The sequence below is a fragment of the Bacillus sp. SH7-1 genome (assembly GCF_008042405.1).
Lineage (GTDB): Bacteria > Bacillota > Bacilli > Bacillales > Bacillaceae_G > Bacillus_A > Bacillus_A thuringiensis_N.
This window is the reverse complement of sequence record NZ_QNUD01000024.1, coordinates 93,586-110,438: the sequence shown is the minus strand read 5'-3', so window position 1 is coordinate 110,438 and position 16,853 is coordinate 93,586. Positions and strand designations below refer to the sequence as shown.

Sequence of the window (16,853 nt, the reverse complement as noted above, 5' to 3'; positions counted from 1 at the left end):
TTTTTTCTCTCCTCTACTTATAGTTCATAAGCTAAATAGAGAGAGCAACAGTATAAAGCCTTATTTAATTGTGCATATAAAAAATGGGTAAGGTGAATACACCTTACCCATTACATATTATCGTAAAAAAGGATTAAGGTTCTTTACCTGCTGTCTTCAATTTAGCTTAATCATTAAAAATGGGCAGACTTCTCCCGTATCAAGCTAAAACCATTTGAAGAACAGTTGATAAAGTCATTTTATCCTTTCACTCCTTTAACATTTGTTATATTAAGAGTATAAACTACTCTCTTATATTCTATTCTCTATTTTTTCTTTTGTTCCTTCTTCTCCTATACAAAAAAGCCTCTTAACAGTGATTATACAAAAAACTGTTAAAAGACTTTTTCTATTTTTTCATATAAGGAGCTAATACTCTCAAAATTTCTTCCTTATCTTTCTTTAATTCAAGTGATGTTAACATATCCATCGTTCTCGGTCTAGGTAATTTCACTTGTACCTCGCCAACTATTGATGCTGGTCTTTGAGATAAAATAAATACGCGATCTGAAAGCAAGATTGCCTCATCTAAGTCGTGTGTAACCATAACGATTGTTTGCTTCTCTTGGTGCCAAGAGTTTAAAAGCCAGCTATGTACTTCCATTTTTGTAAAAGCATCTAATTTACCAAAAGGCTCATCAAGTAGCATAATTGGCTTTTCACATAAATATGTGCGAAGGAAGCTAATTCTTTGACGCATTCCACCTGATAATTCATCTGGATAATGGTCTGCATATTCATCTAACTCAAACTGCTTTAATGCTTCCATTCCTTCTGTCAGCCTTTGTTTCTTCGGCTTTCCTTCAATTTCTAATGGAAGAACAATATTTTGCAAAGCTGATCGCCATGGCAGCAATAAATCTTGTTGCGGCATATAACTTACAGCATCTTGCTCTTGTACGTGCTTATCCTTATACGTTACGTTCCCACTTGTTGGATTTTCAACATTTGCAATCATATTTAATAATGTGCTTTTCCCGCAACCACTGGGTCCTACAAAGGAAACGAATTCTCCCTCTCGTATAGAAGCACTAATATTTGCTAATACATTCTTTCCATCGAAAGATTTCACAATATCTTTTATTTGTAATCCACTCATTTTTCACTTGGAAGGAACTCATTTGTAAAGGCATCTTTCACATCAATTTTCTTCTTAATAACTTTGTTATCATATAAGAAATTCATGTAATTCGTCCAAACTTCTTCCTTCTGTACTCCCCATGCTTTTGCATCATCTTGATACTTCGTACTTAACCACTTTTGACTCTCTTGCACTAAATCTTTATTTACATCTGGAACAGCTTTAATTAAAATATCAGCCGCTTCTTTTGGTTCTTTAATTGCAAAATTATACCCTTCTGTCGTTGCACTCATAAACTTTTTCACAAAGTCTTTATCTTGCTTCGTATGTTTTTCACTTGTAATAATAACAGGACTATAGAAATCGAGCGCTGGATCTAAGTCTTTCACCATAATTGTATTTAACTCTTTTCCTTGACGCTTCGCTTCAATACCATCCCAACCGTAATAAATCCATTCGAAATCAGCATCACGGCCAATTGATTTAAAGAAGTCTGTTTGGCCTAAAATGATTTTTTCGACTTTATTAAAATCAGCTTGATGTTTCTCCATAATTGTCTTCAACGTTGCTTCTTCTGCTGGTCCTCCCCAGCCTCCGTAACGTTTGCCTTCAAAATTTTTCGGTGAAGTCATGTTATCTTTCTTAAGTGACGCAAAAGCTGAAGTGTTATGCTGAATAATCGCTCCGACAGATACAACAGGAATACCTTCCACCCGCGCCAACGTTACATTTTCTTGTGCGCTTATTGCGAAGTCAGCTTTTCCTGAAGCTATCATTTGCTCTGCTGTTACATTATCACCAGGCTGAATAATTTCTACATCTAAGCCTTGCTTTTTATAATACTCTTTCGCTTGCGCTACATATAAACCAGTATGATTCGTATTCGGGAACCAATCTAATACTACTTTTATTTTTTGATCTTTACTTGTACTTTCCTCTTTCTTCGCCGGATTACATCCAGCCACACCTACTGCTAATAAGGCAGCCAACATAACTTTTAAACCTTTTTTCATTTTCTGCCGTCCTTTCTATATATCCATGGTGCTGTTATTCTTGCCATAAACTCCACGATAAAATACAGACATAATGTCACCATAACAATAATTGCTGCAACACCAAATACCCGGGCTGTTAAAAAGGATTTTGTAGCCCTCGTAAGCATAACTCCTAATCCTTCACTTGCACCGAGCCATTCCCCAATAATCGCTCCCATTACGCTATATGTAACTGCAATTTTCAAACCAGAGAAAAAGTATGGAAGCACTGCTGGAAACTTTACTTTCTGGTAAACTTGCCATTTCGTCGCCTTCATCGTTTGCAACAACTTCAACATATTTTTATCTACCGTTTGAAAACCTTCTAAAATGCTAAGCGCAATCGGGAAGAAACAAACGAGTATGACTACCATTACTTTCGGTAGCATTCCATATCCAAACCAAATAATAAATAACGGTGCAAGTACAACGATTGGAATCGTTTGCGAAATAACAAGCAACGGATTTATTAAAATACGAAATAAAGGGATAACGTCCATAACAATTGCAATACTTGTCCCAATTAAAACTGCAAAAAATAGTCCAATTATAACCTCTTGTAACGTTTGCATCGTATTCGGTAATAATAAATCTTTCATTCCTATTAATTCTTGAACAATCGCAGAAGGCTTCGGTAAAATCCACGGTTCAATTTTAAATAATGAAACAGATCCTTCCCATATCGCAATGAGAAGGATAAGCCAAATTGTTGTAATTATTTTAGATTGCTTCTGGTTTTGCATATTCATCACGGTACTTCCAAACCTTTTCATCTATCGTTACACCAGTGCTTGGACGGTAATGGATTTTAATAGAAGTAATCACTTCTTCAGCTCCAGCATCCACGCAAGCTTGTTGCGCACGTTTAACGACATCAAGAAGTACATCTAATTCTCCTTCCAGCGTTGTTTCCATTGCTCCTACTTCATAACGAACTCCCGATTGTTGTACAACTTCAATTGCTTTATCAACAACAGAATATACATCTTTTGTTTTTGCTTGTGGTACTACTGAAAATGACATTGTAACTTGTTGTGACATAATAAAATCCCCCTTATGAAATTTAATTTTAAAACAAGAAAAGGCTTTCCTACTGCGTAGGAAAGCCTTGTATGCAAGTTATTATAGAATAACATATGCTACATCACTTTAAGTAACTCCCTACGCTGGCATTATCCAGATCAGGTTGAGGGTCGATGTTTGCTTACATCCTCTCAGCCAATTGGCTCCCCGGTCCTTAATTCGTTTTCATTGTAGCATGATTTATTTTATTGAACAAACAAAAGCATGTATAATCATTTCAGTTAACTTTTAAATTCTCCAATTAACTCTTGTAACTCCTGTGAAAGCCAGCTTAAAGAACTAGCTAATTCAGCAATATCTTGTACAGACATTTCCTGTTCTTTCATACTTTCTTGAACATTACTACTACTATTCGCATACTTATTTGCGATAAGTGATAGTTCATTTACAACACGAACAATATTTTGGCTATTTTGCAATATATTATTTGAATTGCTAGAAACAACTCCAACTTGATTGGTAACAGTTTGTGCTGATTTCGAAATTTTTTCAAAGAAAGCACCACTACTTTCAACAAGTTTAATTCCAGATTCTACTTCTTTTGAAGTTTTTTGCATTGAAACAACAGCTTCTTCCGTTCCGGCTTGTGTTTCCCCTATTAATTTTGCTATATCTTTTGCTGATGCTTCCGTCTGCTCTGCTAATTTACGCACTTCATCAGCAACAATGGCAAATCCCTCTTCAGTTTCCCCAGCACGTGAAGCTTCAATAGTAGCATGTAAAGCTAGCGAATTAGTTTGATTTGAAATACTTGTAATTACAGTTACAATATCACTAATTTCTTTTGATCTCGCTTCCAAAGAATATATGATAGAAGATAAATCTTGTACTGCATTTTGTATTATGTTCATTTGATTAATCGCCTGTTTAGTAACACCATTTCCTTTTCCTGAATGATATTCTATACCTTCAGACTCTTTCGCCATTTGTTTTGCAGCATTCGTTATCTCTTCCATCTTATCTTCCATTTCATATACAATACCTAAATACTGTGGTACTGAAGTTTCTTGTGACTGAGCGCCAGCTCTTAACTCAACCATAGAACTTACGATTTCTTGAACTGCCATACTATTCTCTTTCGTACTCACTGACAATTCTTTTGAAGATGAGGAAACTTGTTCTGCCGTCTGCTTCACTTTATCTATAATTCCTTTAAACTTCTCGATGGTATTATTAAAATAAGAATTAATAATACCAATATCATCTGGTCTTTCCTCTAATTTAATACTTAAATCACCTTCACCGACTTTGCGCAATCCTTCACGTAAATCCCGCAATGGAGCAAGTGCGTTACGCACGATTAAGAATTGAATAACAGTTGCAATTAAAACAGAAATACAAATAAACATTAAACCTTGTATAATGAATTTTTCCTTTGTAATAGGAACAATAGAAGCATCTACATCGGCTGCAACAATTGCCACAATATTTCCGTCTTCATCTTTAATTGGTTCTAATATCGTTACCCATGATCCTAATAGATCCTCATATACTACTGTCATGTTTGCTTTTTTCGTGCTCATTACCTTATCGTATGCTTTCATCCAAAGATCTGGTTGTTTATAATATTCTCCCGGCCTTACGTCAACAACATTTGCTAACCCTGTAGACAAATCGACGATTAGTAACTCACCTTTTTCATTTTTTTTTGCTCCAACAATATAGGTTTGTCCAACACTATTCAATTCTTCCGTTGCTTCATCTAATTTCTCTGTTAACTTCTCTCTCTTTTCTCTTTGTGCCACTGGGTCTTTTGTAACATCTCTCACTATTTCTTCGTCTAATTTATGTAATACCGTATCTCCTGTTTCAAAAGAATGCCTTTCAAATATAGACATCATGCTATTTTGAAACATGTTAAAACTTAACGCTCCCATAGTACCAACAAGCGTCAAAATAACTAACACAGTTAACAATACATTCTTTTGAAGAAATGATAGCTTGTGCCAATATTTTTTCATCAACCTCACCTTTCTTAATTAACTTAATATAAAGGAAAACTATTAAAATATAAACCTTATCAACAACTGATAACAGTTCTCATTTGTTTGCAAATAAAAAAAAGACCAATGAAAAAGCATTGGTCAAGACCAACCCTATCCGTCCGGTAACTGGCTAGCGTAGCCTTTCGGCCTTAGCTCCTGTAGTTTTGCGTCCTAATGTTTCCATCAGTTTGCCTTTCTCGCTGAACGAGTTGAACGATATGGGAGTTCTATGAGAATTAAATTATTCTCTATCAAAGATTACAACATAAAAATTAAAATGTCTACCTATTTAGAGATACAAATGTAAAATTTGGATGCATTATTTTTTCGAAATAATTTAACAAAGTACGTGAATGTTACATTTCTTGTGTTATATAATAAAAAATGTATATAACACAAGGATTGTTTCGAGTATTTAATTTAATTTTCATTTAAATTAAATTATTCAAATATATCTTAACTAATGAATTTCGGAGGTAGTTTATCATGTTTTGGCTACAATTTCTTACGTTACTACTCTGCATTTTTATTGGCGCACGCCTAGGTGGAGTTGGTCTAGGAGTAATGGGTGGCGTTGGTATGGCAATACTTGTTTTCGTCTTCCACTTACAACCTACAGCTCCTCCTATTGATGTAATGCTCATGATTTTAGCAGTAATTACAGCTGCAGGTGCCCTGCAAGCTGCTGGAGGAATGGACTACCTTGTTCATCTGGCCGAGAAAGCATTACGAAAAAATCCAAAACGCATTACATTCTTTGCTCCAATTGTTACTTATTTATTTACACTCTGCGCAGGAACTGGTCACGTTGCTTATTCTGTACTTCCTGTCATCGCAGAAGTCTCTCGCGAATCCGGGATTAGACCGGAACGACCAATGTCAATTGCCGTAATCGCTTCCCAGCAAGCAATTACAGCTAGTCCTATATCAGCCGCAACAGTTGCACTTTTAGCAATGTTAGCTGACTATAAAATCACCTTATTAGATATTTTAAAAGTAAGTATCCCTTCTACTTTCATCGCTTGTATGGTAGCTGCATTTGTTGCTAGCAAAATGGGGAAAGAATTAAATGAGGACCCTGAATACTTGAAACGATTAAAAGAAGGAATGATTCCTAAGATTGAAGAGAAAAAAGAATTTATTGGTGTAAAAGGCGCTAAATTATCAGTTATCCTTTTCCTAGTAGGAACTTTTCTTGTCGTACTTCTCGGTTCATTTGAAGCACTTCGTCCAGGATGGATGGTTGATGGAAAGTTAGTTCGTCTTTCCATGCCAAACACAATTGAAATGGTTATGTTAACGATCGCAGCTCTTATTATTATTTTCTGTAAACCAAATGTAGAAAGCATCGTGTCTGGTAACGTCTTTAAAGCGGGTGCAACAGCAGTTGTTGCTATTTTCGGTATTGCTTGGATGGGAGATACTTTCTTTAACGGAAACTTAAATATGATTCAAGGATCAATTCAGCACCTAGTAACAAGTGCACCATGGCTATTTGCCATCGCATTATTCATTCTATCTATTTTACTATATAGCCAAGCAGCAACAGTACGTGCTTTAATGCCTCTTGGATTATCACTCGGTATTCCACCAGCACTACTAATCGCTATGTTCCCTGCAGTAAATGGATACTTCTTCATTCCAAACTATGGAACAATCGTTGCTGCCATTAACTTTGATCGTACTGGTACAACTGGCATTGGAAAATATGTTTTAAATCATAGCTTTATGATTCCAGGCCTAATCGCAACATTCACTTCTATCGGAATTGGAATGCTCTTAATTTCAATTATGTTTTAAAGAAAAAGCACAAATCCAAAGTTTTAAAGGGTTTGTGCTTTTTTAATCAAACGTTTGTTTAAATATTTTTAACTGTCCATTCTTCCATTATATTCTTTACTATTTGCGTGAAGTACCCTTTCTCTATAAACTCTTACTTACTTCCTCTGCTAGCTTCTTCGTACTTTCATACGCAGATTCCGCTAAACTAATGGCAGAAATAACAGAAATACCGTCTGCACCTGCCTCTATAACCGAAGCGGTATTTTCAATTGAAATGCCACCAATCCCGACAATCGGTATTATAATTCCTTGTTCTCTAAAATGAGCTAAACCTTTCGTTCCTTGCACCGCTTTCGTATCTTTTTTCGTACTCGTTGGGAAAATAGGGCCAACACCTAAATAATCCGCTCCATTTTCAATTGCCCAGCGTGCTTCTTCAATTGTATGTGTAGATACACCGATAATTTTGTCCCCCATTTTTTCACGAACAGAAGTAATTCCTTCATCATCTTGTCCAACATGCACGCCATCTGCATCTAACTCGAGAGCTAGTTCCACATCATCATTTACGATGAATGGTACACCGTACTCCTTACAAATTGCTTGTAGTTCTTTTGCGAAACAAATACGTTTCTCTCCCGTTAAAGCGCCTTCCCCCTTTTCACGAAATTGAAAGATTGTTATACCGCCTTCAAGTGCATCTCTCAATACTTGCAGTGGATCCTTCGTACAATTGTTACTTCCCATAATAAAATATACTGATAACAACCTGGACATTTCTGCCTTTGAAATACGCGACATTTATTTTCCCTCCTTACTATATAACCTCAATCTTCCCATACTTCTCTATATCACCCGAAGTCGTATTCGCTAACTGATTTAAAAATTCAATTTGGAAACTACCAGGTCCCTGCTCTACTGTCTTAGCAGCTGCTAGTTCCGCGGCTACACCATAAAACGTTAATGCAGCTACTGCTGCCTTTACATAATCCTTTTCTACCGCTACAAATGCTCCTATTACAGAAGTTAGTAAACAACCAGTTCCCGTAACTTTCGTCAAAATAGGGTGACCATTTCGAATAACAATAGTTCGCTCTCCATCTGTAACAACATCTTCTTTTCCAGTAATCACCGCAACTGTATTCAATTCGTCCGCTGCCTGCTTTGCAATACTTACGACATTACCATTTCCAGCACCAGCGTCTACCCCTTTAATTTCCCATCTCTCATTAATAACGTTCGCTATTTCAGCTGCATTTCCGCGAATAATTGCTAACTCGATTTCAGCCGGAATATGTCTCGCAACTTCTGTTCGATAAGACGTTGCTCCTGCACCAACTGGATCAAACAGTACTGGTACATTGTTCACATTTGCTGATTTACCGGCAAGTAACATCGCTTCTACTTCTTCCGGACGAAGTGTTCCCATATTTAATACTAATGCTCCAGCAATGCTAGCCATTTCTGCCACTTCTTCTTTTGCATACGCCATTACAGGTGATGCCCCTAATGCTAATAAACCGTTAGCTGTAAAATTTGTGACAACAACATTTGTAATATTATGAACGAGCGGATTAGATTCTCTCACCAAATCCACTACTTTGCTAATTTCTTTCATATTCATCCTTCTCATCCCCTAACTATAGTGATGGGAGATACACAAAAAGGCACTTTGCGCGTACGCAAAGTGCCTGAACATGTGCTTTTACACTCTCCCTACGCTGGCATTATCCAACAGGTTCAAATGGTCAATGACGGATTAGTCATACTCTCAGTTTGCATCCACAAACTCCCATGTGTTTATTATTCATCTACTTCAAAGTCTACTCTTATTCTAGTAAAATAACAAGTTCTTTACTTTTCTATTTAATATAGAAGCAACCTATAAAACAATAAGCATAATCAAGTGAAACTTTAATCAGTGAGTGTTTTGTTCATTCCACTAAAAACAGCTCAAATATGGAGCGAAACTGAATCTCAAGAAGATGTATGCTATAGTTAACGTATGGAATTTTGAAAGGATGTTTTTAATATGTCAAAAAGCGTTGTAATCGCTGAAAAACCTTCCGTTGCACGTGATATTGCGCGTGTACTGAAGTGCGAAAAAAAAGGAAACGGCTACCTTGAAGGTAGTAAATATATTGTAACTTGGGCTTTAGGACATCTCGTTACACTAGCTGATCCAGAAAACTATGATGTGAAATATAAAAAGTGGAATTTAGAAGATTTACCGATGCTACCTGAACGTTTGAAATTAACGGTTATTAAACAAACAGGGAAACAATTTAATGCTGTAAAAAGTCAGCTTCTTAGAAAAGATGTAAATGAAATCATTGTAGCAACAGACGCTGGCCGTGAAGGAGAATTGGTCGCTCGTTGGATTATTGATAAGGTTCGAGTTAACAAACCAATCAAACGTCTATGGATTTCATCTGTTACTGATAAAGCAATTAAAGATGGTTTCGCAAATTTAAAACCAGGTAAAGCATATGACAATTTATATGCTTCAGCAGTTGCGCGTTCAGAAGCTGACTGGTATATCGGTCTTAACGCGACTCGAGCTTTAACGACTCGCTTTAATGCCCAGCTGAATTGCGGCCGTGTACAAACACCTACTGTCGCTATGATCGCTAATCGTGAAGATGAAATAAAGAACTTCAAAGCTCAAACTTACTACGGCATTGAAGCTCAAACAACAAATCAATTAAAACTAACTTGGCAAGATGCAAACGGTAATAGCCGTAGTTTTAATAAAGAAAAAATTGATGATATTGTAAAAAATCTAGATAAACAAAATGCCACTGTTGTGGAAATTGATAAAAAGCAGAAGAAATCATTCTCTCCTGGTCTTTATGATTTAACTGAATTACAGCGTGATGCAAATAAAAAGTTTGGTTATTCTGCTAAAGAAACATTAAACATTATGCAGAAGTTATATGAACAACATAAAGTGCTAACGTATCCTCGTACAGATTCACGTTACATTTCATCTGATATCGTTGGAACACTTCCAGAACGTCTAAAAGCGTGTGGCGTCGGAGAATACCGTCCTTTAGCACATAAAGTATTACAAAAGCCTATCAAGCCTAATAAATCATTTGTTGATGATAGTAAAGTAAGTGATCATCATGCAATTATTCCAACAGAAGGATATGTTAACTTCTCAGCCTTCACAGATAAAGAGCGTAAAATTTATGATCTAGTTGTAAAACGTTTCTTAGCTGTTTTATTCCCAGCATTCGAATACGAGCAACTAACGTTACGCACAAAAGTCGACAATGAAACGTTCATTGCACGCGGAAAAACAATTTTACATGCCGGTTGGAAAGAAGTATATGAAAATCGCTTTGAAGATGATGATGTAACTGATGACGTAAAAGAGCAACTTTTACCTCGCATTGAAAAAGGCGATACATTAACTGTAAAGTTAATTATGCAAACATCAGGTCAAACGAAAGCACCTGCACGTTTTAACGAAGCAACTTTACTTTCAGCAATGGAAAATCCTACAAAATATATAGATACGCACAATAAACAACTTGCTGATACATTAAAATCAACTGGTGGATTAGGTACTGTAGCAACACGAGCTGATATTATCGATAAGCTATTCAATTCATTCTTAATTGAAAAACGTGGTAAAGATATTCACATTACTTCAAAAGGCCGTCAATTACTTGATTTAGTGCCAGAAGAGTTAAAATCACCTACACTAACTGGTGAGTGGGAACAAAAACTTGAGGCAATTGCAAAGGGTAAACTGAAAAAAGAAGTATTCATTTCAGAAATGAAGAACTATACGAAAGAAATTGTTTCTGAAATTAAATCGAGTGATAAAAAATATAAACATGACAACATTTCAACGAAGTCTTGTCCAGACTGCGGTAAACCAATGCTAGAGGTAAACGGCAAAAAAGGAAAAATGCTCGTTTGCCAAGACCGTGAATGTGGTCATCGTAAAAATGTATCCCGTACAACAAACGCCCGTTGTCCTCAGTGTAAGAAAAAATTAGAATTACGTGGCGAAGGTGCAGGACAAATCTTTGCATGTAAATGTGGCTATCGCGAGAAATTATCAACATTCCAAGAGAGACGTAAAAAAGAATCTGGAAACAAAGCTGATAAGCGTGACGTTCAAAAATATATGAAACAACAGAACAAAGAAGAAGAACCATTAAATAACCCGTTCGCAGAAGCATTAAAAAAATTAAAATTTGATTAAACAAAAAGGTTCCTACCTCTATCGGTAGGAACCTTTTATGTTAGTGAATGATTTTACTTCCTTTTGCATTCTCAACAAATTTTTCACTTGATTTATTAATTGGTGTTTTCAGTAATAATGCAGCAACAATCATAACTACTACGAAAGCACTCAGTACAAGTAAATCTCTCGTTACTATATCCCAAAGCATTCCACCCACTGTTTCACGAATTGCACTAATTGCGTATGTGAATGGTAAGAACGGATAAAGTGCTTGGAAGAACGCTGGCGTCATTTGAATTGGGAATGTTCCACCCGATCCTGCTACTTGTAGTACAAGTAAAATAATCGCCATCGATTTCCCAACGTTTCCGAAAATAGAAACAAGTGAGTATACGATACAAACGAAGACTCCACCAATAAATAAACTAAATAACACAAACCAGAACTTATCGACTACGTACGTACCGAGTAAGAATATATCTCCCATTGATACGATAAACGCTTGTGAAAGACCTATCGTTAAGAATGTTAATAAACGTCCGAAGTAAATTTCATGGCTCTTATAATTCGCGCCTTCTTCGTGCACTTCTACCGTTAATAATGAAACCATTAATAATGCGCCCACCCATAATGCAAGCACTGTATAGAATGGTGACATTGCTGAACCGTAGTTCGGCATCGCAAATAATTTATTCTCTTTTAAATTTACTGGATTCGCAAAGTAGTCACTTTGCTTTTCAACATCGTTTTTCAATAAGCGTATGATGTCTTTTATATCCTCTTCAGATTCAAAATCACGAATTTTATTTGCTAAGTCTTTAATCTTTTTCTCAGTCTCCGGCATTTCAGCTTTAATATCTGTTAATTTCTTTTTACCATCAACTAAGCCTTTTGATGAATCTTCTAGTAACTTTTTAACATCTGGAAGCTTTTTGTCTGCCTCTTTTAAAATTTGAGATGTGTTTTTAGACATACGTTTCGTACGTTCAATTGCTGTGTTAAAGTTTGGAACGATTTCTGAATCATATGTTGCTAAGAAATCTCCTAATTGAGCTGAAGCATTTTTAGTCGCTTCATTAATACTTTCTACAACCTCTTTTGTAGGCTTCTGTCCATTGTTAATTAGTGTAGTTGCTTTATTCGTTGCATCGATACCTTTTTGAACAGAATTTTGTATTTTGTTCAATTTTGCAATTCCACCATTAAGGTTTTTTCCGCTATTTACATCTGCTAATACTTTATTTGTGCTTTCTAAAACCGGAATCGCATCACCAATTAGATTATTAGTAGCTTGTAATTGACCATTTAAATCGTTTAAAGCTACTTTTGTGCTATCTAATCCATTAACACCTCTATTATTTACGTCTGCTATAGCACCTTCTAAATTACTTTTCGCCTTTTCATATTCATTTTTCACACTATCGTAAGCTTCATTTGCATCAGCTTTAGCTTGATCGACTGTGCTAACTGCTTTTTTATAATCTGCTACAAACGTTTCATTATAATCTTTTTCAGCTTGATCAATTAATCCATTTGCTGCATCTAATTTTTGATTCGCTACATCTGTTACATCTTTCTTTACTTCTTGTCCTTTGCCAATAACATTTAAAATATCTTTAATACCATTGTTTGCATTTTCCATACCTTTTTTAACATTAGTTAAGTGATCCACTCGACCTTGGAAAAAGCTTTGACCAAAATCAGTCGTCGCCGATTTTTGAAGTTCAGTAAATACATTAATAAGGTATGCAATACTGTCTGTACGACCTTGAAGAATTTCAGAAACCGCATTAAGGTCTTGTTTTGCCTTTTCTGGATCAAACTGACCATTTTGTAATCCATTCACAACACTTTTTCCGTATGCTGTTCCTGCACGTGCTGAGTTTAAAACATTATTCACTGTTTGATTAATGTTTCTTGCAATATTTTTATAACCTTCATCATTCATCTTTGAAAGATCCGGCCGTGCTGGAAACTCCGGTAATCCCTTCATACCAGAAAGATCTATCCCTGGATTCATTAAAAAGTTCGTAAAAGCATTGGCCTTATCCATAACATCTTTTGCTACAGTTAAATTATTTCTCATTGTTCCAGGTGCATTTTGCAATGTGTGATCATTGTTTGCAAAGAACTTATCTAAATTTGTTAACGCTTCTTGCCCATCATTAATAACACTTTCTACAACCGGTAACTCTTTTTGTGCTACCTTCACAACATCTTCTGCTCGAGTCGCATCATCTAACGCCTTATCCATCAGTGTATTCATTTCTGGGAACTGCGCTTCTAACTTAAAGACAAGATCTTTTACTTTCTCGATACTTGGTAAGTTTGTTTCTAAATCGATTCCAAGGTCATTGAAGATTTTAAAAATCTCACCGTTCGCTGTTTTAACGAAGTTTTTACTAATTTCTTCCGTAATACCTGATGCACCTTTTGCTGTAATTTTCGGTGCAATCGCATTTACCTTTTCATTTACATAGTAATCAAGTTCTGGTTTCTGTGGATTTTCATCCAGAACAGTTGCAATTTTTTCAGAGAAGTCTTTTGGGATTGTAATGCTTGCATAGTAATCCCCGCGTTCAACTCCGTAAATTGCCTGCTTTTCGTCTACAAACTTCCAACCAAGATTTTTGTTTTTCTTCAGAGAATCTACAATCTCGTCCCCGATATTGATATCTTTCCCTCTTAAATTAGAGCCTGCATCTTGGTTAGAAACTGCAATGGGAACCTCTTTTGTATTTCCATATGGATCCCAAGAAGCTTTAATGTTAAACCATGCATATAACGATGGTAAAATCATTAACCCTAAAACAATAACAATTGCAGCCCAATGTTTGGCTACATTCCGTAAATCTGTCTTATAAATACGCCAAATTTGTTTCATAAAAGTTATCACCTAATTATATATTTTTCCTTCTTTAGAAAATGATACATACATTTTGCAATTATATCACTTTCTACATCGTGGATTAACCAAAAACGAACTATTTTTTCCCATTAACTTTGACTTACTACATTATATAACGAAGTGAGTCAAAGTATGAATACAAAATGACTAAATCGGTTTTACATTCAATAATAACAAATATATAGGAAATGTCATAAAAAATACAAGTATTTTCTCTTGGAAATACTTGTATTCCTCAAAAAAATCCTCACAGCTTTTCATCATCTGTGAGGATTTCTTCTATTATATATCTACTTGTACTTCTACACCGAAATGATCTGAAATTACCTTTCGGTTTGTACCATTAAATATGACTTTTGAAGAATAGACCTTTTCACTTTGGTTACACAGTATTAAATCGATTCGCAAATTATGTTTATTTTCATCCCAACCAGCAATCTCACCTTGGACAGTTGTTCCCTCATCCTTCTCTATCGCTAGTTCATATGTGTCATACAAACCTTTTTGCATCGTATACTCATAACCCTCACCTTTCAAACGGGCATTGTTATTAAAATCACCCATTAAGAAGGCAAGCTCATTGCTATCTACACGCTCCATCAAACGATCGATTTGACCTTTGAATGATTCTTCTTCATCATTCCACCAACCGAGGTGGCAAGAGTAAAACGTGATGCTTTTATCATTATACGCAATTGTTGCACTTACAATTTTGCGTGTTTTCCAATACGTTGTATCCTTATTTTCTGATATAAAGAACGTATTTTCTTTTATAATACTATGCTTCGTTATAATCGCTAATCCTTCTTCATACACATCATAACCAATATGAGAGAAATCCCAAGTAATATTGTAATCTTTTACATGTAACGCTTTTAACTCTTCTAATAGTAAAAGTCCAAAATTATCTTCTTTCTTGTTACCGCATACATTTTCAGCCCCTATCGACTGACTGACTTCTTGCAATGCGATGACATCGTACTCTTCTTCTTGAATGACTTTAGCAAGATATTTTATCTTTTCTATTTGATTTTCTTCTTGCCAAGAGTGACAGTTTAAAGTTAGCAATTTCATATTATTACGCACCTAACATATCTTGAATGTCTGACTTTAATACGTCAGCTTTCGGACCATATACTGCTTGTACACCTTTATCTTTTACAATCAGTCCTAAAGCACCATTTTGTTTCCACTGTGCTTCTGGTGCAACAACATCTAAATCTTTTACTGTTACACGTAAACGTGTCATGCAAGCATCTACGTCAGCAATATTATCTTTTCCACCTAATAAATCAATAACTTTTGTTGCTAATGAACCATCTTGTACATTTCCTGTTCCTTCTGATACCTCATCTTCATTATCAATATAGTTACCTGCACGTCCTGGTGTTGGTAAGTTGAACTTTTTAATTAAGAAATTGAATAATGTAAAGTTCAGACCGAAGAATACTAATGAAACGATAACGAAATTGATTAAATCTCTAGTTAGTCCTGCATTAACCATCATCGGTGTACGAGTAATTAACTCAATAAATCCAAATGCGTGAACACGTAAATTGATTAAATCTGCTAATGCGAATGCAAGTCCTGTTGTAATTGCATATACAACATATAATACTGGAGCAATAAACATGAACATGAATTCAATTGGTTCTGTTACACCTGTTAAGAATACTGCTAATGCTGCTGATAAGAACATTGGTTTATATTTTGCACGTTTTTCTTTATCAACATTACGGAACATTGCGAATGCAATACCCATTAATGCTGCTGTTGAACCGATAACTTGTCCAGCTTTGAAACGAGCAGGTACAACATTATTTAATAGATCGTTATATGCTTTTGTATCCCCATTTGCTAATAAGTTATTTAAATCTGTAATCCATGCAAGCCATAATGGATCTTGTCCTGCTACAACTTGTCCAATTTTTGAGCCAGTTAACATCGTGTATGTTCCGCCTAGCTCTGTGTAGTTCATCGGAATCGTTAACATGTGGTGTAAACCGAACGGTAATAGTAAACGCTCTAACGTTCCATATACAAACGGTGCAACAACTGGTGCGCTATCTTTAGATGCTGCAATCCAGCGACCAAATTCATTTAATCCACTTTGGATGAATGGCCATAAAAGTGATAATACAATCGCAGTGACTGTAGACCAAACAATTACAACGAATGGTACGAATCGTTTTCCATTAAAGAATGCTAATGCCTGTGGCAGTTTGTTATAGTTATAATATTTGTTATATAAAGTAGCTCCTAAGAAACCTGTGATAATCCCTACGAACACTCCCATGTTTAATGCTGGTGCACCAAGTACAGAAGTAAAGTAATCTTTTACAACTAAATCTCCTGCTAATAATGAAGAAACTGTTGCTTTTGAATCCGCTAACATTTCAGCGTTTACGCCAAATATAGCTCCTGTAATTCGGTTTGTTAAGACGAATGCTAATAGCGCTGCAAATGCGCCACCCGCACGATCTTTCGCCCAAGACCCCCCAATTGCTACTGCGAATAAGATGTGTAAATTTGTAATAATTGCCCAACCGATGTCTTCCATTACGCGAGCGATTGTATGAACTGCGTTAATATCCCCAGCAGACATCCCAATTAACTTACCGATAGAAATCATTAAACCAGCTGCTGGCATTACAGCTACAACAACTAATAACGCTTTCCCAAACTTTTGCCAAAAATCAAAAGACGTAATTTTCATCTGTTCTTCCTCCCCTTTATT

The 16,853-nt window shown here is 35.7% G+C and carries 12 protein-coding genes and 3 riboswitches; of the genes, 2 read left to right on the top strand and 10 right to left on the bottom strand.

Annotation, left to right across the window (positions count from 1 at the left end):
• Positions 1-388: 388 nt before the first annotated feature.
• From DN390_RS19805 to DN390_RS19785, 5 genes are all read right to left on the bottom strand, one after another.
• Complete coding sequence (locus DN390_RS19805) at positions 389-1,138, bottom strand: ABC transporter ATP-binding protein (protein ID WP_060629381.1); 750 nt, start codon at positions 1,136-1,138, stop codon at positions 389-391.
• Positions 1,135-2,133, bottom strand: a complete 999-nt coding sequence (locus tag DN390_RS19800; protein ID WP_147808182.1) for an ABC transporter substrate-binding protein — start codon at positions 2,131-2,133, stop codon at positions 1,135-1,137. The genes DN390_RS19805 and DN390_RS19800 overlap by 4 nt, the downstream gene beginning before the upstream one ends.
• Complete coding sequence (locus DN390_RS19795; RefSeq protein WP_060629379.1) at positions 2,130-2,903, bottom strand: ABC transporter permease; 774 nt, start codon at positions 2,901-2,903, stop codon at positions 2,130-2,132. Before DN390_RS19795 ends, DN390_RS19800 begins: the two co-directional genes overlap by 4 nt.
• Positions 2,875-3,195 (bottom strand): MTH1187 family thiamine-binding protein, encoded by a 321-nt coding sequence (locus tag DN390_RS19790; RefSeq protein WP_000082906.1) that lies wholly within the window; start codon positions 3,193-3,195, stop codon positions 2,875-2,877. The genes DN390_RS19795 and DN390_RS19790 overlap by 29 nt, the downstream gene beginning before the upstream one ends.
• A 100-nt stretch (positions 3,196-3,295) precedes the next feature.
• Positions 3,296-3,397: riboswitch (TPP riboswitch) on the bottom strand.
• Between the two features lie 61 nt (positions 3,398-3,458).
• Complete coding sequence (locus tag DN390_RS19785; protein ID WP_147808181.1) at positions 3,459-5,198, bottom strand: methyl-accepting chemotaxis protein; 1,740 nt, start codon at positions 5,196-5,198, stop codon at positions 3,459-3,461.
• Positions 5,199-5,340: 142 nt separating this feature from the next.
• Positions 5,341-5,425, bottom strand: a riboswitch (cyclic di-GMP riboswitch).
• Positions 5,426-5,708: 283 nt separating this feature from the next.
• Between DN390_RS19785 and DN390_RS19780 the strand changes: the two genes are divergently transcribed.
• The gene (locus DN390_RS19780; protein ID WP_097950435.1) at positions 5,709-7,022 is read left to right on the top strand and encodes an anaerobic C4-dicarboxylate transporter family protein; all 1,314 of its coding nucleotides are present in this window, start codon (positions 5,709-5,711) and stop codon (positions 7,020-7,022) included.
• A gap of 123 nt (positions 7,023-7,145) precedes the next feature.
• On the opposite strand, the gene thiE is transcribed toward DN390_RS19780, so the two are convergent.
• Positions 7,146-7,805 (bottom strand): thiamine phosphate synthase, encoded by a 660-nt coding sequence (thiE, locus tag DN390_RS19775; protein WP_147808180.1) that lies wholly within the window; start codon positions 7,803-7,805, stop codon positions 7,146-7,148.
• Positions 7,806-7,821: 16 nt separating this feature from the next.
• Positions 7,822-8,628 carry a hydroxyethylthiazole kinase gene (thiM, locus tag DN390_RS19770; protein WP_147808179.1) on the bottom strand — a complete coding sequence of 269 codons (807 nt, stop codon included), beginning with the start codon at positions 8,626-8,628 and terminating at the stop codon, positions 7,822-7,824.
• Positions 8,629-8,700: 72 nt separating this feature from the next.
• Positions 8,701-8,810: riboswitch (TPP riboswitch) on the bottom strand.
• 226 nt (positions 8,811-9,036) lie between these two features.
• Between thiM and topB the strand changes: the two genes are divergently transcribed.
• The gene (gene topB, locus DN390_RS19765; protein ID WP_147808178.1) at positions 9,037-11,226 is read left to right on the top strand and encodes a DNA topoisomerase III; all 2,190 of its coding nucleotides are present in this window, start codon (positions 9,037-9,039) and stop codon (positions 11,224-11,226) included.
• A gap of 40 nt (positions 11,227-11,266) precedes the next feature.
• On the opposite strand, the gene DN390_RS19760 is transcribed toward topB, so the two are convergent.
• The 3 genes from DN390_RS19760 to DN390_RS19750 form a co-directional block, all read right to left on the bottom strand.
• Positions 11,267-14,092, bottom strand: a complete 2,826-nt coding sequence (locus tag DN390_RS19760; protein ID WP_147808177.1) for a YhgE/Pip domain-containing protein — start codon at positions 14,090-14,092, stop codon at positions 11,267-11,269.
• Between the two features lie 306 nt (positions 14,093-14,398).
• Positions 14,399-15,190 (bottom strand): endonuclease/exonuclease/phosphatase family protein, encoded by a 792-nt coding sequence (locus DN390_RS19755; RefSeq protein ID WP_147808176.1) that lies wholly within the window; start codon positions 15,188-15,190, stop codon positions 14,399-14,401.
• A 4-nt stretch (positions 15,191-15,194) separates the two neighbouring features.
• Entirely contained in the window at positions 15,195-16,832 is a 1,638-nt protein-coding gene (locus DN390_RS19750; RefSeq protein ID WP_147808175.1) for a PTS transporter subunit IIBC, read from the bottom strand.
• Between the last annotated feature and the right edge of the window lie 21 nt (positions 16,833-16,853).